Consider the following 20,989-nt stretch of genomic DNA (forward strand, 5'->3'; position numbering starts at 1 on the left):
GATCGCCCCTCCCGTCTGACGCGGCTCAGCCTTGGCCCAACCGCCCGCCTGCCCTCACTCGGCCCATTCCCAGGGCCGGGTGTAGGCGCCGAGCGCCTTCGCCACGGCGTCCTCGTCCGTGTCGCCGGATTTCTCGATCCGCGCGACCAGGCCGCGACGCTTGTCCTCGATCACCTCCTCGACCTTGGCCGAGACACCGGCGTCCGAGAGCGCCTTGCCGTAGACCCGGCCGATGGCGAGCTTGCGCAGCTCGTTCTTCAGGGTCTTGCCCACCGCCGTCTTCGGCAACTCCGGCAGGATTTCGAGGTGCTTGATATGCGCCGCGCGCTCGTGGATTCGGGCGTTCGCGAATTCGCGGATCTCCTCCTCGCTCGTGTCCGCGCCGCTCACCAGCTCGACATAGGCGCAGGGCACTTCGCCGGCATGCGCATCCGGCTGGCCGATGGCCGCGGCAAAGGCCACGCTTTCATGGGCCGAGAGCGCATCCTCGATCTGCGCGGGGTCGATGTTGTGCCCGCCCCGGATGATCAGGTCCTTCGCCCGCCCGGTGATCCAGAGGTAGCCACCGGCGTCCAGTCGGCCGAGATCGCCCGTGCGCAGGTAGGTGTCGTGGTGGAACAGGCCGTTGTTCTTGGCCATGTCCGTGTAGGTGTTGCCCTCGTAGACGCCGGGGCTGTCCACGCAGATCTCGCCGATCTCGTCGACCGCGCACTCGTAGGGCCCCTCGGCCGTGTGGCCGAGGATCTTCACGTCGGAATAGGGGAAGGGGATGCCGATGGATCCGATCTTCTTCTCGCCGTCGGGCGGGTTGATCGAGACGAGGCAGGTCGCCTCCGTGAGGCCGTAGCCCTCGCAGATGGTGACGCCAGCCGCGGCCTCGAACCGCTTGTAGAGCTCGACCGGCAGGGGGGAGGAGCCGCAGAAGGCCAGCTTGAGCGATGAGATGTCGGCATCTACCTTGCGCTGCATCAGTGCCGACATGGCCGTGGGCACGGCGATCATGAAAGTGACGCGGTAGCGCTCCACCAGCTTCCAGAAGTTGTCGAAGACGCCGTCGCCCCGGTAGCCCTGCGGCGTCGGCAGGACGATCTGCGTGCCCGCCCCCAGCGAGGCCCCGAGGCAGACGATGGTCGCGAAGACATGGAAGAGCGGCAGCGGGCAGATCTGCACATCGTCCTCGCGGAAGAGCAGCCGCGCGCCCAGCCAGGCGTTGTAGACGATGCCCGAATACCGGTGCTGCGCGACCTTCGGCATCCCCGTGGTGCCGCCCGTGTGGAAATAGGCCGCCACCCGGTCGCCCGCGCTGTCCTCGAAGGCCAGCGTCTTGGGCTGCTTGGCGAGCTCGGTGCGGAAGTCCACGACCTTCGCCTTATGCTTGACCTCCACCTTCGGGCGGATCAGCGGGATGATGAACTTCTTCAGCCCGGTCATGTACCGCAGCAGGTCGACCTCGACCACGGTCTCGACATTGGGCGCGAGCCGCACGGCCTCGGCCGCCTTCTGGGCGACGTCGGTCTTGGGAAAGGCGCGCAGGGTGACGAGGACCTTCGCCCCGGTCTCCCTCAGGATGGCGCCGATCTGTTCGGCCTCGAGCAGCGGGTTGATCGGATTGACGATGCCGGAGACCGCCCCGCCGAGATAGGTCAGCACAGTCTCGGTCGCATTGGGCAGGAGGAAGGCGACGACATCGTTCTCGCCCACGCCCAGCGACCGGAAGAGGTTGGCGGCCTGGCAGGTCTGGTCGTGCAGCTCGGACCAGGTCAGCGTCTCCTCGGGCGCCTTGGGGTCCGAGAACATCTGGAAAGTCACCGCCTTGCGGGCGCCGTGCTTCTGCGCCGTGCTGCTGAGAAGACAGTAGAGCGTCTTGGGAAGGTCGCGGTCTTCCCACGGGCTTTCCATCTCGATCGCGTTGCGGTCGTCGTACGTGGCGTAGGCCATGGCTGCGTGTTCCTCCCGTTTTCCCCGGTTCTTCTCGACGACCGGTGGTCCGCGTACGGTCCCCCGAGTTGCCGTCCTACGCAAGTCTGACGCGGCGGCGAGATGAGTCGGGAGATGGCCGTGCCGATGCGTTACGGCGTTTTGTCCCAAGGGAAGGAAAAGAACCGGTGAAGCGATCCGGCCGCGGTGGGTCCCGCCCCCTGCCCTATTCCGCCGCCATGCCCTCGGTGAACTGGAGGCGCGCGAGCCGGGCGTAGAGGCCGCCCTCGGCGACCAAGCTGTCGTGCGTGCCCTGCGCGACGATGCGGCCCGCCTCGAAGACGACGATACGGTCGGCCTTCTTCACCGTGGCGAGGCGGTGGGCGACGATCAGCGTGGTCCGGCCTTCCGCCAGTTCGTCCACGGCGCGCTGCACCAGCCGCTCGCTCTCCGCGTCGAGGGCCGAGGTCGCCTCGTCCAGCAGGAGCAGCGGCGCGTCGCGCAGGATCGCGCGCGCGATCGCGATCCGCTGTTTCTGGCCGCCCGAGAGCATCACGCCGCGCTCGCCGACATAGGTGTCGTAGCCGTCCGGCAGCGCCGCGAGGAAGTCATGCGCCGCCGCGGCGCGCGCGGCCGTCTCGACCTCCGCGTCCGTGGCCCTGGGCCGGCCGAACCGGATGTTCTCCCGCGCGGTGTCGGCGAAGATCACAGGGTCCTGCGGCACCAGGGCGATGTCGCGCCGGAACTCCTCGCGCGGCACGTCGCGCAGGTCCACCTGGTCGAAGAGGATGCTGCCGTCCTGCGGGTCGTAGAACCGCAGCAGCAGCTGGATGATCGTGGACTTGCCCGCGCCGGAGGGCCCGACCAGCGCGACCGTCTCCCCGGGCTCGACCTCGAGCGAGACATTCTCCAGCGCCGCGATGCCCGGGCGGGCCGGATAGGAGAAGGTGACGCCGTCGAACACCACATGCCCCCGGCGCCGTCCCGCCGCGGGCGTCGCGCTTTCCGGGTCGCGCACCTCGTCGGTCGATTCCAGCAGTTCGACCAGCCGCTCGGTCGCACCCGCGGCCCGCTGAAGCTCTCCCCAGATCTCGGTGAGCGCGCCCACGGCGCCCGCCACCATCACCGTGTAGATCAGGAACTGGATCAGCTCGCCGGGCGTGATCACGCCCTCGCGCACATCCGCCGCGCCCATCCAGAGGAAGGCCACCACGGCGGAGAAGGCCACGAAGATGACGATCGCGGTCATCGCCGCGCGCGTTCCGATCCGGCGCTTGGCCGCCGTGAAGCTCCGCTCGGTCGTGTTGGCGAACTTGGCGCGAGAGAGATCCTCGTGCGTGAAGGCCTGGATCGTCTGGGCCGAGAGCAGCAGCTCCGAGGCGTCCCCCGACGAGGCCGCGATCCAGTCCTGGCTCTCCTTCGAGAGCGCCCGCACCCGGCGGCCCAGCACGATGATCGGCAGCAGGATCACCGGGATCGGCCAGAGGACCATGGCCGCCATCTTCACGCTCGTCACCAGCATCAGGGCGATGCCGCCCACGAGGATCAGCGCATTGCGCAGCGCGATGGAGACGGAGGAGCCGATGACCGAAAGGATCAGCGTCGTGTCGGTCGTGATCCGGCTGATGATCTCGCCGGTCATGACCTTCTCGTAAAAGGCCGGAGACATGCCGATCATACGGTCGAAGACCGTCTTGCGGATATCGGCCACCACGCGCTCGCCCAGTCGCGTCACGAGGTAGTAGCGCAGCGCCGTGCCGATCGCGAGCAGCGCGGCGATCCCGATGGCGGCGGCGAAATAGCGGTCGACCAGCGCCGTGTCGGGCGTGTCGAAGTTGTCGACGACGCGGCGGACGGCCAGCGGCAGCACGAGGCTCACGGTGGCCGTCGCCGTCAGCGCGGCGATCGCGGCGACCAGGAGCGCCTTGTAGGGGGCGATGAACGGCCAGAGTCCGGCCAGCGCGCGCAGCTCCTTGGACCTCGCCCGCTCGTCCGTCCCGTTTTTCGGCGTGTCGGCCATCCGCCCCCCATTGCCACTGCGACCGACATATTCGGAGCGGCGGCGGGGAGCAAGAAAGCGACCGGTCGCAGGCTCAGGCGTAGGCCGGCTGCCGGGGGGCCTCCTCCTCGCCGAGCAGATCGAGGAGGAGGTCCTCCGGCAGGCCGAACGGCCCTTCGCCGGTGAGCCTGTCGGTGCCGAGCCGCTCCGTCCGGTCGGACGGCAGGTAGAGCCTGTCGGCCTGGCGCTCGCCCGCGCCGGGCTCGGCGAAGACGGTGTAGCGCCCCGCCCGGTGGGTCAGCAGCGGTTCGAGGTCGGCGCCGAGTTCGTCGAAGTCCGCGCGCTCCGCCTCGGTCGCGGGCGCATGGGTGCCGTTGAGCGTGGCCACCGGCCGGACCGCGATGACGTGATCGACCCGCAGGTGCTGGGCGGCGAAGAGCGCGCCGTAGGCGCCCATCCCCTCGCCCGCGCAGGTCACGTGGTCGAACCGCCGCGCCACGCGCCGCAGGGCGAGCGGCAGGGTCTGCGCCAGGCGCGCCTGGTACCAGCGGGGCCGGAAGGGCTGGATCAGCGCTGCGTTCAGCCCGTGGCGCGAGGCGAAGCGGCAGCCGTCGTTGTCCCGCGCGTCGGGACCGCAGCCGTCACGTCCCGCGAAGAAGAGGATGACCCGCCGCGACGAGCTGCGGCGGCAGAGGCGGACCCGGCCGCCGGCGACACGAAAGATCGAGGTCTGTTCCATGGCGGCGACGCTCGTCCCGGCCTGTGGCGCAAGTGGGGCATGGCGACGGCGATTTTCGCCTGTGCCGCGAGGTCATCGCCAGCCGCCGGAGTCCCTGATCGAGCTAGACGAGTCGTCGGACATCGGCAGGTTCACGAAACACCAGGCGGGCGCCTCCGCGCGGGAGAGGCTCTGGCTCTGCCGCGCCGGGATCCGCGCGTGCCGGTAGATCCGCGCCGCCGGCGACAGGCGGGCAGCGATGCGGGTGCCGGGCCGCGCAAGGACCCCCACCGGGACGCTCTCCGCGATCTCCCGCCAGGTCTGCCAGCGGTGGAACTGGACAAGGTTGTCGGCTCCCATGAGCCAGATGAACCGCGCCTCGGGGCAGAGCCGGTGCAGCGCGGCGAGCGTCTCGGCCGTGTAGCGCGTACCCAGGCGCGCCTCGATGCCGGTGACGTGGACGCGGGGATGATCGATGAGCGCCCGCGCTGCGGCGATGCGACGCTCCAGCGGTGCGGGGCCCTGCGGTTTCAGCGGATTGCCCGGCGAGACGAGCCACCAGACATGCGTCAGTCCGAAGCGTTTCAGCGCCTCCCGGGTGATGTGCAGGTGCCCGGCGTGGGGCGGGTCGAAGGACCCGCCCAGCAGCCCGATCCGCTGACCGGCCCGGCAGGGAGGAAGCTCGTGGCGCATCATGCCGCGGGCTTGCCCGCCGGAGCGGCCCTTTGCAAGCGGCCGCGTCTCAGCCGGGACGGTAGGCGAAGCGCGGGAAGGTCGCCTCGGCCGCCATGCCGCTCACGTCCATCGCGATCATCCCCACGAAGGCCCCGGTGAACGAGCCGTGTTCGCCGCGGCCGCCCTCGTCGGAGATCACGCTCGCATCGAGCTCAGGCCCCGCCGCCTGCCAGTCGCCGCCCTGCCGCCAGTGGAACTGCTGGCGCGCATGGTCGACCTCGACATTCAGCTCGACCGGGCCGTCGCCGACCGGGATGGGCTCGCCCACCATCTCCATCCGCGCATCCGGCCAGTCGCCGGGACAGGAGAAGAGGACGAGCGCGCGTCCGACGTCCGGCTCCTCGGTGAGGACGAGGGCGTGGAACTTGTGGCGGTTGTAGTAGGTCGTGAGACCCGCGGCCTGCTGGTAGGTCGTGGGCTCGAAGCGGACCTCGGTCTCGGCGGTATAGGTGAAGTGCTGCTGCCGGCGTGCGACGAGCGCCTGCTCGAACCAGCTGCCGAAGCTCTCGCGTCCGATCAGCGTCAGCCCCTCGGGCCCGGTCCGGAAGATGCGGTCGGGCTCCGGCGTGCGGAGCCACTGGAACTCGCCCGGCAGACCGCCCTTGAAGTCGGTCTCGGTCGGAGCGGGCGCGGGCGCCTCCGCATCGGTCGGCGCGGGCACCTCGACGCGGGGCACCATGCCCCCCTGCTCCAGCCAGAGCCAGTCGTCGCGCCAGACGACCTTCTCCATTCCCGTCTCGCGGCCGAGCGGGCAGAAGCGGCCCGTGCCGTCGGGCCCCGGCATCGGTCGCCCCATGAGGAAGGTGTGGTAGTGGTCGCCCCAGTGCGTCTCGACGTACTGTCCGTGGCCGGTCCTCTGGATCGGGCCGTCGCTGCCCGCCGCGCTGATCAGATGCTTGTCCGGGTGGTCCTCGTAGGGTCCACGGATGTCGCGCGACCGCGCCATGGTCACGGCATGGTCGTATCCCGTGCCGCCCTCGGCGACGGTCAGGTAGTACCAGCCGTTCCGCTTGAAGATATGCGGCCCCTCGGTCAGTCCCCGGTCGGTGCCGTCGTAGATTCGGGTCATCTCGCCGGTCAGGCCGGTCTCGGGCGACCACTCCTGCAGCAGGATCCCGTCGAACGAGGCATTGGCAGGGTTGCCGCCGGTGCCCGGCCCGCGGTGGTTCCACTGCAGCACCATGTAGTACTTGGTGCCGTCCTCGTCGTGGAAGAGCGAGGGGTCGAAGCCGTGGGACGAGACGTACCACGGGTCGGACCATTCGCCGTCCACGGTCTCGCACCGTGTGATGTAGTTGTGCGCGTCCTTGAAGCTGCCGTCGAGCCGCTTCACGTCTGTATAGACCAGCCAGAAGGCCTCGCCGTCATGGCTCAGACAGGGGGCCCAGATGCCGCAGCTGTCCGGGTTCCCGCGCATGTCGAGCAGGCCGGGACGGTCGAGCGGCTTGGCGACGAGCCGCCAGTTCACCAGGTCCCGCGAATGGTAGATGAGAACGCCCGGAAACCACTCGAAGGTGGATGTGGCGATGTAATAGTCCTCGCCCACGCGACAGAACGAGGGGTCCGCGTGGAACCCCGACAGCACCGGATTACGGATCACCGGGCACCTCCCTGAAAAATCTCCCTGCCCGGGTCGCCCCGGGCCTCGCGCGCAGTGATGCCACGCGGCCGTGGGAATGGGAACCTGTGCCGCCTCAGTTCGACCGCTGGTCCTGGGAAAGGAACATGCCGAGGGTCTTGAGCGCGGGGACGTTGTCGCTCACCACCTTGATGACCAGCAGCACCGGCACCGCCAGGAAAGCGCCCGCGATTCCCCAGAGCCAGACCCAGAGGATGACGGTCACGAAGACGGCGACGGTGTTGATGGACAGCTGTCGGCCGACGAAGGAGGGCGTCACGATGTTCCCCTCCAGGGCCGTCAGGCAGAAGTACGCGAAGGGACAGAGCAAAGCCTGCCCCACGCTGTCGAAGCTCACCAGCGCCACCACGCCCACGCCGATCACGCCGGCCGCCGCGCCGAGGAACGGCAGGTAGTTCAGCAGGAAGGCCGCGATGCCCCAGAGATGCGGGTTCGGCAGCCCGATGGCCCAGAGCGTGAGCCCGATGGCCACCCCCAGCCCCGCGTTGATGATCGTGATCGCCGCGAGGTAGCGCGAGATCTGCCGCTCCACCCCCCGCACGATCGTCAGCGACCGCTCCTTGTCCTCGAGCCGGGGCGAGGCCTCGACGATCCGCCGCGGGAAGAACTCCCCCGAGGCCAGCAGGAACATCGCCAGGACGATGGCGACCGCGAGCGAGGTGCCGGCGCTGGCGAGCGAACCCATCACGTCGGTCAGCAGCCCGCCCTGCTCGATCACGACCTCCTGCGCGCCCTCGCTGCCGCCATCGGCGATCTCCTGCACCTGCTCGGTGGCGTCCTGCATCTCGTCCACCGACCGCAGGATATGACGTAGCTTGAACTGAACCTCCTGCCCCATTTCCGGGGCCCGTTCCATCAGCCGGGTAGCCGGGCCGCTGGCCACGTAGGTCGCCCCGCCCACCAGCGTCGCCAGCAGCAGGATCAGCCCGACGGCGCTCACGACGTGGGGCACGCCGATCCGGTAGAGGCCGCGTGCGATGGGCCGTAGCGTCAAGGCGAGGAGAATCGCGAGCACCAGCGGCAGGAGCAGGGCGCGCGCGAAGTAGAGCGTGCCGCCGGCGGCGATGAGGAACAGCCACCCGACGTATCTGCGGATCGTGCGGAGTTCCTGGAGGTCGGGAGGGGTCGGGGGTCTGGTCATGTCGCCTGACAACCCGGATCCCCCCGCCCGGTTCCCGTCCCCGCACGCGATTGCACGGGACCGCCGCAGCGGATACATCCGCCCCGAGATTTCCCGAAGGAGCACCCTCATGGCGAGCTACCAGTACGTCTACCACATGGACGGCGTGTCCAAGACCTATCCGGGCGGCAAGAAGACCTTCGAGAACATCCGGCTGAGCTTCCTGCCCGGCGTGAAGATCGGCGTCGTCGGCGTCAACGGCTCGGGCAAGTCGACGCTCATGCGCATCATGGCCGGCCTCGACAAGGACTTCACCGGAGAGGCCTGGGCCGCCGAGGGCGCCAAGGTCGGCTACCTGCCGCAGGAGCCCGAGCTCGACGAGACCCGCACGGTCCGCGAGAACGTCATGGACGGCGTCGCCGAGAAGCAGGCGAAGATCGAGCGCTTCAACGAGCTCGCGATGAACTACTCGGACGAGACCGCCGAGGAGATGGCGACCCTGCAGGACGAGATCGACAGCCAGAACCTCTGGGATCTCGATGCGCAGATCGACGTGGCGATGGAGGCCCTGCGCTGCCCGCCCGACGATGCCTCGGTGGCCGATCTCTCGGGTGGCGAGCGCCGCCGCGTGGCGCTCTGCAAGCTGCTGCTCGAAGCGCCCGACATGCTGCTGCTCGACGAGCCGACGAACCACCTCGACGCCGAGACCATCGCCTGGCTGCAGAACCACCTGATCGAGTACAAGGGCACCTGCCTGATCGTCACGCACGACCGTTACTTCCTCGATTCCATCACCGGCTGGATCCTCGAGCTCGACCGCGGCCGGGGCATTCCCTACGAGGGCAACTACTCCGCCTGGCTGGAGCAGAAGGCCAAGCGGCTCGAGCAGGAAGCGCGCGAGGACAAGGCCAAGCAACGCACCCTCTCGCGCGAGCTCGAGTGGATGCGCCAGGGCCAGAAGGCGCGGCAGGCGAAATCCAAGGCCCGGATCTCGGCCTACGAGGAAATGGCGAGCCAGTCCGAACGCGAGAAGATCGGCAAGGCCCAGATCATCATCCCCAACGGCCAGCGCCTCGGCGGCAAGGTGATCGAGGTCGAGGGCCTGAAGAAGGCGATGGGCGACAAGCTCCTGATCGAGGACCTGAGCTTCTCCCTGCCCCCGGGTGGCATCGTCGGCGTGATCGGCCCCAACGGCGCGGGCAAGTCCACGCTCTTCAAGATGCTCACCGGCCAGGAGGTGCCCGACGAGGGCACCATCGACTGGGGCGAGACGGTGGAGCTCTCCTACGTCGACCAGTCCCGCGACGCGCTCGACCCCGACAAGACCGTCTGGGAAGAGATTTCCGGCGGCGGCGAAGTGATCCAGCTGGGCGACGCCCAGATGAACTCCCGCGCCTACTGCGGCGCCTTCAACTTCAAGGGCGGCGACCAGCAGAAGAAGGTCGGCCTGCTCTCCGGCGGCGAGCGCAACCGGGTTCACATGGCCAAGCTGCTGAAATCGGGCGGCAACGTGCTGCTGCTCGACGAGCCGACCAACGACCTCGACGTGGAGACGCTGCGCGCGCTGGAGGATGCGCTCGTCGATTTCGCCGGCTGCGCCGTGGTGATCTCCCACGACCGTTTCTTCCTCGACCGCATCTGCACCCACATCCTCGCCTTCGAGGGCGAGGCCCACGTCGAGTGGTTCCAGGGCAACTTCGAGGACTACGAGGAGGACAAGAAACGCCGCCTCGGCGAGGACGCCCTCGAGCCCAAGCGCGTGAAGTTCAAGAAGTTCGCCCGGTAGGTTGGGGTTCCACACCACCGCGCGGCGAGATCATCGTTGCGCGGTGAGTTGAAAGACCACGGCGCCCGTAGGGTGGGGTTCCACCCCACCCACCCCATACCGCCCCACGACCATCGAGGCGCGGTGGGTTGAAACCCACCCTACGCGGCGAACCTTCCCTCCCGGATGTCACGGTGGATCGAGGAGCAGGGCCACTCCTCCGGCCGCTCCACGAGCCCGTGCTTGACCGGATTCACGAGGCAGTACCGGACATGGTTCCGGTAATCCTCGGCGTTGCGGATGTGATGCTCCCAGAACCGGCGTTGCCAGATGCCCGTCTCCCGCTTCGATGGGCGTAGGCCGGGCTTCAGCCCGGCATACCGGCCCGATCGCACGACCGGCAGCTCGTCGGGGAGCCGGGCTGAAGCCCGGCCTACCGTCCCGCCATCGTCGCACCGCGCCCGGACGGCCATCGTGAACCGTGCCTTGATGGCCCCCCAACGCGTCGAGAAGTCGGCGTCGTCGTCGGGAAGGGTCCAGACCGCGTGCAGATGGTCCGGCAGGACCACCCACCCATCGACACCGAAGGGCCGTTCTGCCCGCGTTTTCCGGACCGCATCACGGAGGAGGTCGATGTGCTCCGTCAGGAGCGTAGTTCCACGGTGCGCCAGGGTGACAGTGAAGAACACCGTCGCGCCGGGGACCCTCGGACGAATGTAGATCGACATCGGACCACAATGGACCGAGACCGTTGAGGAACCCCTACCGGCCATGCCGCTCCGTAGGCCGGGCTTCAGCCCGGCACGCCTCCCCACCTCACACCGAATTTCCTTGCGCCGACTCGCCACACCTGTCACACGCCCCTTGCGACCGATCTTCTATTCGACCCTTCTGTTTTGCTCCACGGCTCACAGTCCTCGAACCAGACGTGACCGAGCCGGGCTGCCGCAATCTCGCGGGCAGCGAAAGACAGTAAGGATACCCACGATGGCCACTGGCACCGTGAAATGGTTCAACGCCACCAAAGGCTTCGGCTTCATCGCGCCCGACACGGGCGGCAAGGACGTCTTCGTCCACATCTCCGCCGTCGAGCGTGCCGGCCTGACCGGCCTCAAGGATGACCAGAAGGTCTCCTACGACGTGGAAGCCGGCCGTGACGGCCGCGAAAGCGCCGCGAACCTCGAGCTGGCCTGAGCCGCTCCGGCCGCGGCGCCGAGCGCGCCCGCGGCCCTCGCATGCAAGGGTTAACGCCAGAGCGCGTTAACCCTTTTTTCGTTCCAGACCAGCAGCTTGCCGCCTGTCCAAACTTGGACACCCGACGCTAGCGCTCGTTCCAGCCCTTCCCAGACAGCACCTTCTCCCGCGCCTTCTCGACACGAGAGGCCCGGGTCTCCGCCTTCTTGGCGCCGCCGAAATGCAGGCACCAGGAGCGCTGCCGGCCCGGGGTGAGCCCGTCGAAAGCCTCGCGATACTCCGGATCGTCGTCGAGACGGTCGATCAGCTCGTCCGGCCGGTCGATCTCCCGGGTCGCCTCGAAATCGACCTTGCGCCCCGACTTCACGAGCTCGATCGCCTCCAGCAGGTAGCTCCTCAGCGTCTCCTCCCTCTCCGCCACCTCTTCGACGCTCGAGAAGCGCATGAAGCGCGCCGCCCGGGTGTTCTCGCCAGGCGCGAAGAGCAGCCCCTCCGGATCCTTCATCAGCGCGCCACGGGGGAAGCTCAGCGTCGCGCCGGGCTTGTAGGAGCTGAGGATGCAGATGTTGGAGTCGTCATAGGTGTAGCAGGGCTGGCGCCACTTGAAGGTCTCGTGCACCGGCGTCGCGAGAACGATCTCGCGCAGGGCCTCCATCTCGGCCCGCCACTGCGTGGCCTTCTGCATGTAGACGTCGATGCGACGGGCGCGGTTGGTCATGGGCCCTCCCCTGCCCCGCAGTCTACCGCCTGCCCTGCGGTCAAGGAACGAAAAAGGGGCGCGCCTTCCGGCACGCCCCTGATCTCGTCTAGCCGTCCGGCCTCAAAGCCGGCGGAGCAGCTTGCGCCCCTCGCGGACCGCGGAATGGGCGGCGGTCGCCTTGGGCGAAACCCGCTGCCCGTAGCCAGGACGATAACGCCCGGGGCGGTGATGCGCCGAATGGGACTGCGACGCCGCGTAGCTTCGTGCGGCCTTCTTGGCGAAGTTCATGAAGGACATGGGACCCTCCTTGGTCATGCGTTGCGGCCCCAACCGAGGGACAGGACCCCGGTTCCCCTCGGAACCTGCCGGGATCGCGTCCGTTGGGCCGTCGGATCAAACGCGAGGAGTTCACATGTCCCGGAAGGACGCGCCCGACCCGACCCGCTACTATCGCCCCGAGCTGCCGGGCCCGAAGAAGCCGGTTCGCCATACGTTCCGGGACTTCGCCCTGATCTGAACGCGGCTTTCCGCTCACCAGCGCGGAAATCTCGGCAGGCGAGACGCCTGATCGTTCATCCATCTTGCTCCGACTCAGCGTGATCCTTATTTGGGTCATTGCGACGTTATCTTGGCCTGCCACTGTCTCCTCTCGAAGGTCGCAGCCAGTTGCCAGCGACTGACGAGCCTACCCGCTGCACTCCCGCGAGCGGTACGAAACGACTAGGAGACACGGAAATGGCCACCGGCACCGTGAAATGGTTCAACACCACCAAAGGCTACGGCTTCATCGCCCCCGACGGCGGATCTAAGGACGTTTTCGTCCACATCACCGCCGTCGAGCGGTCGGGCCTGACCGGCCTGAAGGACAACCAGAAGGTGACCTTCGACATCGAGGACGGCCGCGACGGCCGGCAGAGCGCGACGAACCTGCAGCTCGCCTGATCCTCGACACATCCTCACATGAAACGGGCGGTGCCGACGGCACCGCCCGTTTTTCGTTTCCGGTCATGCCGGTCCGGTGCGCGATCAATCGTCGAGCACGAAGGTGACCTTCAGCGCGACGCGATACACGGCGATGGAGCCGTTCTCGACCACGACCTTCTGCTCGTTGACCCAGGCGCTCTGAACGTTCTTGAGCGTCTTGCTGGCGCGATCGATCCCCTGCTTGACGGCGTCGTCGAAGCTGGACGGGGACTCGGCGATGATTTCGGTAACCTTGGCTACGGACATTGGAGCCTCCTTCCGTTGTCTGGAGATCCAACGAGTGCGCTCAGGGCCCGTTCCAATCCACGCCCACCGCCTCGGCGACTGTCAGCCGACCGTCCGGCCAAGGGCGCATGAGCTCTGCCGCCTCCGCCTCGGTGCCTGTCAGCCAGGTCTCGATAGTCTCCGGCTCCAGGATGACCGCCATCCGGTGATGGATCGGCCGGACGTCCGCGTTCGGCTCGCAGGTGACGGTGGCGACTTGGGCCACCTCCTGCCCGCCGGGGGCGCGCCAGGTGTCGCAGATCGCTGCTAAGGCCATGAGACCGCCATCTCTGGGCCGGATCTCCCAGGCCGTCTTGCGGCGGGCCGCCCCGGTCCACTCGTACCAGCCCTCGACCGGCACGACCGCGCGGCCGACACCCTCGTAGGCCGACTTGTCGAAGACGGTCTCGGAGCGCGCATTGATCAGCGTCTCCATCACCGGGCGGCCGCGCGCGTTCTTGCGGCCGACCGGGATGATGCCCCAGCGCATGGGTCCCGCCCCGTTGGCGCTCCGCGCGATGATCTGCTGACCCGGTGCGATATTGCGGCGGGGCGGATCCTCCGGCACCTCCGCGCCGATGAAAGCCGAGACCTCCCCGGCCGGGCGGGTCAGGAAGAACCGCCCCGGCATCTCACTCGATGCTCTCGACGAGGTCCAGCACGGCGGGGCCCATCGCCTCGACGATCACCTCCACCCCGCGGGCGTTCGGATGAATGCCGTCGGACTGCATGAATTCGCCCGCCGAGGAGATGTCCTCGCCCATGTCGAAGCCCTCGAAGAAGCTCGGGAAGAGCAGCGTGCCGTAATCCTCCGAGAGTTCGGGGTACATCGCGTCGAAGGCGGCCTTGTAGTCCGGCCCGTAGTTGCCGGGCGCCTGCATGCCCACGAGAAGCACCTCGACCTCCGCCTTCTGCGCGGCATCCAGGATGCCGGCGAGATTCTCGCGGCTCACGGCGGGGTCGATCCCCCGCAGCATGTCGTTCCCGCCGAGCGCCACGATCATCGCATCGACCTCGTCGGTCAGCGTCCAGTCCACCCGCGAGAGCCCGCCCGCCGTCGTGTCCCCGGAGACGCCCGCGTTCACGATCTCGACATCGGCCCCCTGCTCCCGCAGCCAGGCCTCGAGCGTCGGCACGAAGCCCTCCTCCGCCGGGAGCCCGTAGCCCTGGGTGAGGCTGTCGCCCAGCGCGGCCACCGTGGCCTGCTGCGCGGCGGCGGCGGAACTGCCGACAATGAGACAGATCGCGCTGTTGCAGAGAAGGGCCCGGGATCCATATCGGAATGAACCGAGCAGTCCGGACAGGTGCCCCATGACAGACCCCGCCCTTTCTCTCGACCGCGTTTCCCTCACGCTCGACGGCAACGCGGGGCCGGTGGAGATACTCCACTCGGTTTCGCTGGAGGTGGACCGGGGACAGACGCTGGGGCTGGTGGGGCCAAGCGGATCGGGCAAGTCGTCGCTCCTCATGCTCATGGGCGGGCTCGAGGCCGCGACCTCGGGGACCATCACCGCGCTCGGTCAGGACCTGACGGCGATGGACGAGGACGGGCTCGCGCGGTTCAGAAGGGACAATATGGGGGTGGTCTTCCAGAGCTTCCACCTGATCCCGACGATGACCGCACTGGAGAACGTGGCGACGCCGCTAGAACTGGCGGGTCACCGCGACGCCTTCGAGCGGGCCGAGGCAGAGCTAGAGGCCGTGGGACTGGCCCACCGGGCAGGCCACTACCCCGGCCAGATGTCGGGCGGCGAGCAGCAGCGCGTGGCGCTGGCCCGGGCGGCCGCGCCCCGCCCCGCGATCCTGCTCGCGGACGAACCGACCGGCAATCTCGACGAGACGACGGGCGGGACGATCATCGACCTGCTCTTCGGCCTGCGCGACCGGCACGGAGCGACGCTCGTGATGGTCACCCACGCGCTGGAACTGGCACGGCGCTGCGACCGGGTCGTGCGGCTCCGTGACGGCCGGATCGAGACGCCGGAGGCGAGGGCCGCGGAATGAGCTGGCAGGTCTCCGCCCGGATCGCCCGCCGGGAGTTGCGCGGCGGGCTCGCGGGCTTTCGCATCTTCCTCGCCTGCCTCGCTCTCGGCGTGGCCGCCATTGCCGCCGTCGGCACCGTGCGGTCCTCCATCGAGGCGGGGCTGGAGCGCGAGGGCGCGGCTCTGCTTGGCGGCGACGCCGAGGTCGAGTTCACCTACCGTTTCGCCCGGGACGAGGAACTGGCCTGGCTGGAGGGGATCGCGGACCGCGTGTCGGAGACGGTCGACTTCCGGTCGATGGCCGTGGTCGACCGCGACGAGGCCGAGCGAGGCCTGACCCAGGTCAAGGCTGTGGACGACCTCTACCCCCTCGTGGGCGCGGTGGAGCTCTCGCCCGAGATGCCGCTGACGGAGGCCTTCGCCGGTAGCGGCGACCGGCCCGGGGCCGTCATGCAGCCGGTGCTCGCGGACCGCCTCGCGCTCTCGCCCGGCGACAGCTTCCGGCTGGGCGAGCAGGAGTTCGTCCTCTCCGCCATCCTCGAACGCTACCCCGACAACTCCGGCGCGGGCTTCGGGCTTGGGCCACGGACCATCGTGCGAACCGAGGACCTCGCCGAGAGCGGCCTTATCCAGGAAGGCACCCTCTTCGAGACACAGTACCGGCTGGATCTGCCGGAGGGCGCGGACCTCGCGGCGCTGGAAGCGCAGGCGGAAAGGCTCTGGCGCGACAGCGGCCTGCGCTGGCGCGACGCGCGGGCGGGCGCGCCCGGCATCGCGCGCTTCGTCGACCGGCTCGGGGCCTTCCTGATCCTCGTCGGGCTCTCGGGGCTCGCGGTGGGCGGCGTCGGCGTCTCGGCGGCGGTGCGCGCCTATCTCGCGGGCAAGACCGAGGTCATCGCCGTGCTCAAGACCTTCGGCGCGAGCCGGGCGGTGATCTTCCGCAGCTACTTCCTGCAGATCGGCGCGCTGACCTGCCTGGGCATCCTCCTGGGTCTGATCCTGGGGGCCGGGGCGCCGCTGCTGCTCTCCCCGCTGATCGAGTCGCGGCTGCCCGTGCCCATCGACCTCGGCCTCTATCCGGCCCCCCTGCTGGAGGCCGCACTCTACGGGGTCCTCGCCGCGCTGATCTTCACGCTCTGGCCCCTGGCCCGGGCAGAGGAGGTGCGCGCCGCGACGCTCTTCCGCGACTCCCTTTCGGGCGGCAGCGCCCTGCCCCGGCCCCGCTACATCGCGGCCACCGGCGCGCTTCTCCTCGTCCTGCTGGCGGCCGCCATCTGGTTCTCGGGCACCGTCGAACTCACGCTCTGGACGGCCGGCGGCATCGCCGGGTCGCTCGCGCTGCTGGCGCTGGCGGCGGCGCTGGCGCGGGCCCTCGCCCGACGGTCCGGCCACGCGGCGCGCGGCCGTCCGGCGCTGCGGCTCGCCCTCGGCGCCATCGGAGCGCGGGGCGGCGAGGCGACGTCGGTGGTCCTCTCCCTCGGCCTCGGTCTCGCCGTGCTCGCGGGGATCGGCCAGATCGACGGAAATATCCGCCAGTCGATCTCGGGCGAACTGCCGGAGGTCGCACCCTCCTACTTCTTCGTGGACATCCAGCCCGACCAGATCGACGGCTTCCGCGAACGGGTCGAGACCGATCCCGCCGTCAGCCGGGTCGACGCCGCACCTATGCTCCGGGGCATCATCACCCGGATCAACGGCGCGCCCGCGACCGAAGTGGCCGGGGGCCACTGGGTCGTTCAGGGGGACCGGGGCGTGACCTATTCCGAAGAGCTGCCCGACGACACCGTGCTGACCGCGGGAGAGTGGTGGCCGGAGGACTACGACGGCCCGCCCCTCGTCAGCTTCGCCGCCGAGGAGGCCGCGGAGATCGGGCTGGCTCTCGGCGACGAGATCACCCTCAACATCCTCGGGCGGGACATCACCGCCGAGATCGCGAGCTTCCGCGAGGTGGAGTTCGAGACGGCGGGGATCGGCTTCGTCCTGTCGATGAACCCCTCGGCCCTGGCCGGCGCCCCGCACAGCTGGATCAGCACGGTCTACGCAGATGAAGAGGCCGAGGCGGCGATCCTCCGCGACGTGACGCAGGCCTATCCGAACGTGACCGCGATCTCGATCCGAGAGGGGATCGACCGGGTGCTGGAACTGCTTCAGGGCATCTCCGCCGCGACCCGCTACGGTGCGGCCGCGACGCTCCTGACGGGCTTCCTCGTGCTCATCGGTGCAGCTGCCGCCGGCGAGAGGAGCCGCGTCTACGAGAGCGCCGTGCTCAAGACCCTCGGCGCAAGCCGGCGGCGCATCCTCGCGAGCTTCGCCCTGCGCTCCGCCCTTCTGGGCCTCGCGGCGGGCGGCGTCGCGCTGGCGGCGGGGCTGCTCGGGGGGTGGGCCGTGAGCACCTTCGTCATGGAGACCGATTACGCGGTGATCTGGGGCAACGCGCTTGCCATCGTTCTGGGCGGGATGGCCGCGACGCTGGTCGCGGGCCTGCTCTTCGCGCTCCGGCCGCTGGCTGCGCGCCCGGCCCGTGTGCTAAGGGCCCGCGAATGACACATCGGTTCTTCGGCTACGGCTCGCTCGTCAATCTCTCCACCCACGACTATCCCGGCGCACGTCCGGCCCGCCTCTCGGGCTGGCGACGCGTGTGGCGGCACGCGCAGCTCCGCCCTGTGGCCTTCCTCTCGGTGGAACGCGCCGAGGACTCCGAGATCGAGGGCGTGGTCGCCGACGTGCCGGGGGCCGACTGGCGCGCGCTGGACGAGAGGGAACGGGCCTACGCCCGCCGCGACGTGACCGAGCTTGTCCGGCATGACGGCGAGATCGGCCCAACTGTGGTCTACGAGATCGAGTCCGACAAGCTGGAGCCGCCCGACGTCTCGCATCCCATCCTGCTGAGCTACATCGACGTCGTGGTCCAGGGCTACCTGCGGCTCTTCGGGCAGGACGGCGTCGACCGTTTCGTCGCCTCCACCCGGGGCTGGGATGCACCGGTGCTCGACGACCGGGAGGCTCCGATCTACCCCCGCCCGCAGCTTCTCTCGCCCGACGAGCGGAGGAAAGTGGACCGGATCCTCGACGAGACCGGCGCGCGGGTCGCGGGGCCGGAGGCCTACGACCTCTCCCGTCTCGGCGCGGCCTGATCCTCTAGCCTAACCGGCCGGGTCAGAGCGAGGGCTTCACCTGCATCAGGCGCATGACCTGTGCCATCTCGGGGCCCCGGTCCATACCCGTGACTGCCTGGCGGAGCGGCATGAAGAGGCCCTTCCCCTTGCGGCCCGTCGCCTCCTTCACCGCGCCGGTCCAGTCGGACCAGGTCGTCTCGGTGTAGGGAGGCTCCCCCAGAAGCCCGAGCGCTTCTTCCACGAAGGCCCGATCCTCCTCGGGGACCTCGGGAGAGGCACCCTCGTAGAAGAGGCGCCACCAGCCGGCCATGTCGGAGAGCGTGTCGATGTTCTCGCGCACGACATCCCAGAACACGGGGCCAAGGTGCTCGGGCACGCCGAGCGCCAGTACGTCGTCCTTCACCTCCTCGTAGGGACGGCCGACGAGCCAGCGGTGCGTCAGCGGGACGAGGTCCTCGCTGTCGAACTTGGTCGGCGCCGAGCCGAAGGACGACAGGTCGAAGCCTTCGACCACGGCCTCGGTCGTCTCGCGCAGCTCCACGGGCTGGGACGAGCCGAGCCGCGCCATGAGCGAGAGGATCGCCGCGGGTGCGATGCCGCGGGCGCGGAGGTCGCGGAGGGAGAGCGTGCCGAGCCGCTTGGAAAGCGCCTCGCCGTGCGGACCGGTTAGCAGCGAGTGGTGGGCGAAGCGGGGCACGGTGCCGCCCAGCGCCTGGATGATCTGGATCTGGGTGGCGGTGTTGGTCACGTGGTCCGAGCCGCGCACGACGTCCGTGATCCCCATCTCGGTGTCATCGACGACGGAGGCGATGGTGTAGAGCACCTGCCCGTCCGCGCGGATCAGGACCGGATCGGAGACGGACGCCGCGTCGATGGAGATCGGGCCGAGGATGCCGTCCTCCCACTCGATCCGCTCCTGGTCGAGCTTGAAGCGCCAGTAGCCGCCACGTTCGGCGCGCAGGCGGTCCTTCTCCTCGTTCGATAGATCGAGAGCGGCGCGGTCGTATACCGGCGGGCGGCCCATGTTGAGCTGCTTCTTGCGCTTGAGGTCGAGCTCGGTCGGCGTCTCGAAGCACTCGTAGAGCCGGCCCATCTCGATCAGCTTCTGCTGAGCGGCGGCGTAGCGGTCGAGCCGCTCGGACTGGCGCTCGATCCGGTCCCAGTCGAGGCCGAGCCAGGTGAGATCCTCCTTGATCGCGTCGACGTAGTCTTCCTTCGACCGCTCGGGGTCGGTGTCGTCGATGCGCAGGATGAAATCGCCGCCGACCTGCCGGGCGATGGCGTAGTTGAAGAGCGCGGCGCGCAGGTTGCCGATGTGCAGGTAACCGGTCGGAGAGGGGGCGAAGCGGGTGGTGGTCATGGCGCGGCTCCTTTGGCGCGCGCTCTTCCACAGCGGGCCGGGATTGTCCATATCGGGCCCATGGACCAGACCGCTCCCAGCCTCGAGGAAATCGAGGCCTGCGCCCGCCGTGCCATCGAGATCCTGCCCGAGCCCTTTCGCAAGGCCGCGCTGGAGGTCGCCCTGCGGGTCGTCGACTTTCCGCCCGAGGAGATCCTCGAGGAGATGCAGGCCGGGGACTTCGACCTCACCGGGCTCTACGAGGGGGTTCCGATGACGGAGAAATCGGTGATGGACGTGCCGCAGGGGCCGGATACGGTCTGGCTCTTCCGGCGGCCGATCCTCGACGAATGGGCGGACCGGGGGAACGTTACGGTGGCGGAGCTCGTGGGTCACGTGACGGTGCACGAGTTTGCGCATCATTTCGGCTGGTCGGACGACGATATCGCCGCAATCGATCCTTGGTGGGAGTAGCCAAGCACGGGAAGGGCCGCAGCCTGTCCAAGCTTGGACATGGAGATAAACCATTGTCATTAAATGATAATCTCACTCATCGCCCTCTTCGTTAACTATTTGACGCTTGCGAGCCTCTTCGTCATTCGGACTGTCGGACCTAACTGAGCCGACGAGAAGGAGACCGCCATGCCCGATCCGTCCCCGGCCCACCTGCCCCGGTTCCGCGACTTCCGCCTCGGCGACTGGAAGGTCACCACGCTGCTCGCCGGTTCGCCGCGGCGCGAGGACCCGCATTCGATTTTCGGCCTGAACGTCGACGCCGAGACCTTCGCGGCCGCGAGCCGCGCCGCCTTCCTGCCGACGGACTGGGCCCAGTTCTTCTTCACCCCGACGCTGGTGGATACCGGCTCGGAGCGGGTGCTCTTCGACACGGGGCTCAAGGCCGAGGGGCTCGTCGCGGCGCTCTCGGCGGCCGGCTACGGGACCGGGGACATCACGCATGTCGTCCTGACCCACCTCCACGGCGACCACATCGGCGGGCTGACCGACGAGAGCGGCGAAGAGACCTTTCCGCAGGCCCAGTACCTGACTGGCGCGGTCGAATACGACGCCTGGTCGAAGCGCGACAGCGAGGCCTTCGAGAGCAAGGTCAGGCCGCTCGCCGAGCGGATCCGGTTCCTCGATGACGGTGACGCCGTCCTGTCCGGCATCACCGCCGAGGCCGCCTTTGGCCACACCCCCGGGCACATGACCTTCCAGCTCGAGAGCGACTCCCGGCGCCTCTACCTCTTCGCCGACGTGGCGAACCATCCGGTCTATTCGCTGGCCCACCCGGACTGGGAGGTGACCTTCGACATGGACAAGACGCAGGCCGCGGCGACACGGCGGCGGGTGCTCTCGCAGCTTGCCGACGACCGGGTCCCGATGATCGGCTACCACATGCCTTTCCCGGCCTGCGGATACGTCGAACGGGAGGGTGACGGCTTCCGGTACGTGCCGCATCTCTACCAGCTGATGCCGGGCTGAGAGAGCTCCGGGGTGGCTTTCAAGGCGTTGGCCGA

General features: G+C 68.9%; 21 protein-coding genes. 8 read left to right on the forward strand and 13 right to left on the reverse strand.

Translation table 11 applies throughout. The features are described 5' to 3' along the window. Positions 1 to 54: 54 nt before the first annotated feature. The 6 genes from F3S47_RS02030 to F3S47_RS02055 all read right to left on the reverse strand — a co-directional run bounded on the left by F3S47_RS02030 (position 55) and on the right by F3S47_RS02055 (position 8,149). Positions 55 to 1,938 (reverse strand): acyl-CoA synthetase, encoded by a 1,884-nt coding sequence (locus tag F3S47_RS02030; RefSeq protein WP_150443539.1) that lies wholly within the window; start codon positions 1,936 to 1,938, stop codon positions 55 to 57. A 205-nt stretch (positions 1,939 to 2,143) separates the two neighbouring features. After that, positions 2,144 to 3,937 carry an ABC transporter transmembrane domain-containing protein gene (locus F3S47_RS02035; RefSeq protein ID WP_150443540.1) on the reverse strand — a complete coding sequence of 598 codons (1,794 nt, stop codon included), beginning with the start codon at positions 3,935 to 3,937 and terminating at the stop codon, positions 2,144 to 2,146. 73 nt (positions 3,938 to 4,010) lie between these two features. Beyond that, complete coding sequence (locus tag F3S47_RS02040) at positions 4,011 to 4,655, reverse strand: hypothetical protein (RefSeq protein ID WP_150443541.1); 645 nt, start codon at positions 4,653 to 4,655, stop codon at positions 4,011 to 4,013. Between the two features lie 72 nt (positions 4,656 to 4,727). Beyond that, positions 4,728 to 5,327, reverse strand: coding sequence for a nicotinate-nucleotide adenylyltransferase (locus F3S47_RS02045; protein ID WP_223877725.1), 600 nt, complete (start codon positions 5,325 to 5,327; stop codon positions 4,728 to 4,730). Positions 5,328 to 5,376: 49 nt separating this feature from the next. Next, positions 5,377 to 6,969 carry a glycoside hydrolase family 43 protein gene (locus F3S47_RS02050; protein WP_150443543.1) on the reverse strand — a complete coding sequence of 531 codons (1,593 nt, stop codon included), beginning with the start codon at positions 6,967 to 6,969 and terminating at the stop codon, positions 5,377 to 5,379. Between the two features lie 94 nt (positions 6,970 to 7,063). Then, positions 7,064 to 8,149 carry an AI-2E family transporter gene (locus F3S47_RS02055; protein WP_150443544.1) on the reverse strand — a complete coding sequence of 362 codons (1,086 nt, stop codon included), beginning with the start codon at positions 8,147 to 8,149 and terminating at the stop codon, positions 7,064 to 7,066. A gap of 109 nt (positions 8,150 to 8,258) precedes the next feature. On the opposite strand from F3S47_RS02055, the gene ettA reads away from it, so the two are divergent. Further along, positions 8,259 to 9,914, forward strand: coding sequence for an energy-dependent translational throttle protein EttA (ettA, locus tag F3S47_RS02060; protein ID WP_150443545.1), 1,656 nt, complete (start codon positions 8,259 to 8,261; stop codon positions 9,912 to 9,914). A 140-nt stretch (positions 9,915 to 10,054) separates the two neighbouring features. Here ettA and F3S47_RS02065 read toward each other — a convergent pair whose 3' ends face one another. Further along, a complete protein-coding gene (locus F3S47_RS02065; protein WP_150443546.1) occupies positions 10,055 to 10,621 on the reverse strand; it encodes an REP-associated tyrosine transposase in 567 nt (188 codons plus the stop codon). Between the two features lie 259 nt (positions 10,622 to 10,880). On the opposite strand from F3S47_RS02065, the gene F3S47_RS02070 reads away from it, so the two are divergent. Then, entirely contained in the window at positions 10,881 to 11,087 is a 207-nt protein-coding gene (locus F3S47_RS02070; protein ID WP_150443547.1) for a cold-shock protein, read from the forward strand. Positions 11,088 to 11,214: 127 nt separating this feature from the next. Here F3S47_RS02070 and F3S47_RS02075 read toward each other — a convergent pair whose 3' ends face one another. Both F3S47_RS02075 and F3S47_RS19260 read right to left on the reverse strand, forming a co-directional pair. Beyond that, the gene (locus tag F3S47_RS02075) at positions 11,215 to 11,805 is read right to left on the reverse strand and encodes a YdeI/OmpD-associated family protein (RefSeq protein ID WP_150443548.1); all 591 of its coding nucleotides are present in this window, start codon (positions 11,803 to 11,805) and stop codon (positions 11,215 to 11,217) included. Positions 11,806 to 11,907: 102 nt separating this feature from the next. After that, a complete protein-coding gene (locus F3S47_RS19260; RefSeq protein ID WP_191090052.1) occupies positions 11,908 to 12,084 on the reverse strand; it encodes a hypothetical protein in 177 nt (58 codons plus the stop codon). A gap of 438 nt (positions 12,085 to 12,522) precedes the next feature. On the opposite strand from F3S47_RS19260, the gene F3S47_RS02080 reads away from it, so the two are divergent. Then, positions 12,523 to 12,729, forward strand: coding sequence for a cold-shock protein (locus F3S47_RS02080; protein WP_150443549.1), 207 nt, complete (start codon positions 12,523 to 12,525; stop codon positions 12,727 to 12,729). Positions 12,730 to 12,813: 84 nt separating this feature from the next. Here F3S47_RS02080 and F3S47_RS02085 read toward each other — a convergent pair whose 3' ends face one another. The 3 genes from F3S47_RS02085 to F3S47_RS02095 are packed head-to-tail and all read right to left on the reverse strand — an operon-like array spanning position 12,814 to position 14,348. Continuing rightward, a complete protein-coding gene (locus tag F3S47_RS02085) occupies positions 12,814 to 13,017 on the reverse strand; it encodes a dodecin family protein (protein WP_150443550.1) in 204 nt (67 codons plus the stop codon). A gap of 40 nt (positions 13,018 to 13,057) precedes the next feature. Then, positions 13,058 to 13,666 carry an SOS response-associated peptidase gene (locus F3S47_RS02090; protein WP_150443551.1) on the reverse strand — a complete coding sequence of 203 codons (609 nt, stop codon included), beginning with the start codon at positions 13,664 to 13,666 and terminating at the stop codon, positions 13,058 to 13,060. 1 nt (position 13,667) lies between these two features. Then, a complete protein-coding gene (locus tag F3S47_RS02095) occupies positions 13,668 to 14,348 on the reverse strand; it encodes an arylesterase (protein ID WP_150443552.1) in 681 nt (226 codons plus the stop codon). Between F3S47_RS02095 and F3S47_RS02100 the strand changes: the two genes are divergently transcribed. From F3S47_RS02100 to F3S47_RS02110, 3 genes are read left to right on the forward strand one after another with little or no spacing between them, the layout of a single operon-like run. Next, positions 14,347 to 15,039: an ABC transporter ATP-binding protein gene (locus F3S47_RS02100; protein ID WP_150443553.1), complete on the forward strand. Its 693-nt coding sequence runs from the start codon at positions 14,347 to 14,349 to the stop codon at positions 15,037 to 15,039. The genes F3S47_RS02095 and F3S47_RS02100 overlap by 2 nt on opposite strands. Beyond that, positions 15,036 to 17,561, forward strand: coding sequence for an ABC transporter permease (locus F3S47_RS02105; protein WP_150443554.1), 2,526 nt, complete (start codon positions 15,036 to 15,038; stop codon positions 17,559 to 17,561). The genes F3S47_RS02100 and F3S47_RS02105 overlap by 4 nt, the downstream gene beginning before the upstream one ends. Beyond that, positions 17,558 to 18,151 carry a gamma-glutamylcyclotransferase family protein gene (locus F3S47_RS02110; RefSeq protein ID WP_150443555.1) on the forward strand — a complete coding sequence of 198 codons (594 nt, stop codon included), beginning with the start codon at positions 17,558 to 17,560 and terminating at the stop codon, positions 18,149 to 18,151. The genes F3S47_RS02105 and F3S47_RS02110 overlap by 4 nt, the downstream gene beginning before the upstream one ends. A gap of 22 nt (positions 18,152 to 18,173) precedes the next feature. Here the strand turns inward: F3S47_RS02110 and gltX are convergent, their stop codons facing one another. After that, the gene (gene gltX, locus F3S47_RS02115; RefSeq protein ID WP_150443556.1) at positions 18,174 to 19,493 is read right to left on the reverse strand and encodes a glutamate--tRNA ligase; all 1,320 of its coding nucleotides are present in this window, start codon (positions 19,491 to 19,493) and stop codon (positions 18,174 to 18,176) included. Between the two features lie 60 nt (positions 19,494 to 19,553). Between gltX and F3S47_RS02120 the strand changes: the two genes are divergently transcribed. Beyond that, positions 19,554 to 19,946, forward strand: coding sequence for a metallopeptidase family protein (locus tag F3S47_RS02120; protein ID WP_150443557.1), 393 nt, complete (start codon positions 19,554 to 19,556; stop codon positions 19,944 to 19,946). A 168-nt stretch (positions 19,947 to 20,114) separates the two neighbouring features. Continuing rightward, positions 20,115 to 20,954: an MBL fold metallo-hydrolase gene (locus F3S47_RS02125; protein ID WP_150443558.1), complete on the forward strand. Its 840-nt coding sequence runs from the start codon at positions 20,115 to 20,117 to the stop codon at positions 20,952 to 20,954. Positions 20,955 to 20,989 lie beyond the last annotated feature (35 nt).

The organism is Histidinibacterium aquaticum (assembly GCF_008710275.1).
GTDB lineage: Bacteria > Pseudomonadota > Alphaproteobacteria > Rhodobacterales > Rhodobacteraceae > Oceanicola > Oceanicola aquaticus.

Excerpts from the sequence above, each read along its gene's own strand:
- F3S47_RS02070 (WP_150443547.1), top strand. The coding sequence starts at position 10,881 with ATGGCCACTGGCACCGTGAAATGGTTCAACGCCACCAAAGGCTTCGGC.
- ettA (WP_150443545.1), top strand. The coding sequence starts at position 8,259 with ATGGCGAGCTACCAGTACGTCTACCACATGGACGGCGTGTCCAAGACC.
- F3S47_RS02045 (WP_223877725.1), bottom strand. The coding sequence starts at position 5,327 with ATGCGCCACGAGCTTCCTCCCTGCCGGGCCGGTCAGCGGATCGGGCTG.
- F3S47_RS02090 (WP_150443551.1), bottom strand. The coding sequence starts at position 13,666 with ATGCCGGGGCGGTTCTTCCTGACCCGCCCGGCCGGGGAGGTCTCGGCT.
- F3S47_RS02035 (WP_150443540.1), bottom strand. The coding sequence starts at position 3,937 with ATGGCCGACACGCCGAAAAACGGGACGGACGAGCGGGCGAGGTCCAAG.
- F3S47_RS02095 (WP_150443552.1), bottom strand. The coding sequence starts at position 14,348 with ATGGGGCACCTGTCCGGACTGCTCGGTTCATTCCGATATGGATCCCGG.
- F3S47_RS02075 (WP_150443548.1), bottom strand. The coding sequence starts at position 11,805 with ATGACCAACCGCGCCCGTCGCATCGACGTCTACATGCAGAAGGCCACG.
- F3S47_RS02110 (WP_150443555.1), top strand. The coding sequence starts at position 17,558 with ATGACACATCGGTTCTTCGGCTACGGCTCGCTCGTCAATCTCTCCACC.
- F3S47_RS02030 (WP_150443539.1), bottom strand. The coding sequence starts at position 1,938 with ATGGCCTACGCCACGTACGACGACCGCAACGCGATCGAGATGGAAAGC.
- F3S47_RS02065 (WP_150443546.1), bottom strand. The coding sequence starts at position 10,621 with ATGTCGATCTACATTCGTCCGAGGGTCCCCGGCGCGACGGTGTTCTTC.
- F3S47_RS02120 (WP_150443557.1), top strand. The coding sequence starts at position 19,554 with ATGGACCAGACCGCTCCCAGCCTCGAGGAAATCGAGGCCTGCGCCCGC.
- F3S47_RS02125 (WP_150443558.1), top strand. The coding sequence starts at position 20,115 with ATGCCCGATCCGTCCCCGGCCCACCTGCCCCGGTTCCGCGACTTCCGC.
- F3S47_RS02055 (WP_150443544.1), bottom strand. The coding sequence starts at position 8,149 with ATGACCAGACCCCCGACCCCTCCCGACCTCCAGGAACTCCGCACGATC.
- F3S47_RS02105 (WP_150443554.1), top strand. The coding sequence starts at position 15,036 with ATGAGCTGGCAGGTCTCCGCCCGGATCGCCCGCCGGGAGTTGCGCGGC.
- F3S47_RS02080 (WP_150443549.1), top strand. The coding sequence starts at position 12,523 with ATGGCCACCGGCACCGTGAAATGGTTCAACACCACCAAAGGCTACGGC.
- F3S47_RS02100 (WP_150443553.1), top strand. The coding sequence starts at position 14,347 with ATGACAGACCCCGCCCTTTCTCTCGACCGCGTTTCCCTCACGCTCGAC.
- gltX (WP_150443556.1), bottom strand. The coding sequence starts at position 19,493 with ATGACCACCACCCGCTTCGCCCCCTCTCCGACCGGTTACCTGCACATC.
- F3S47_RS02040 (WP_150443541.1), bottom strand. The coding sequence starts at position 4,655 with ATGGAACAGACCTCGATCTTTCGTGTCGCCGGCGGCCGGGTCCGCCTC.
- F3S47_RS19260 (WP_191090052.1), bottom strand. The coding sequence starts at position 12,084 with ATGTCCTTCATGAACTTCGCCAAGAAGGCCGCACGAAGCTACGCGGCG.
- F3S47_RS02085 (WP_150443550.1), bottom strand. The coding sequence starts at position 13,017 with ATGTCCGTAGCCAAGGTTACCGAAATCATCGCCGAGTCCCCGTCCAGC.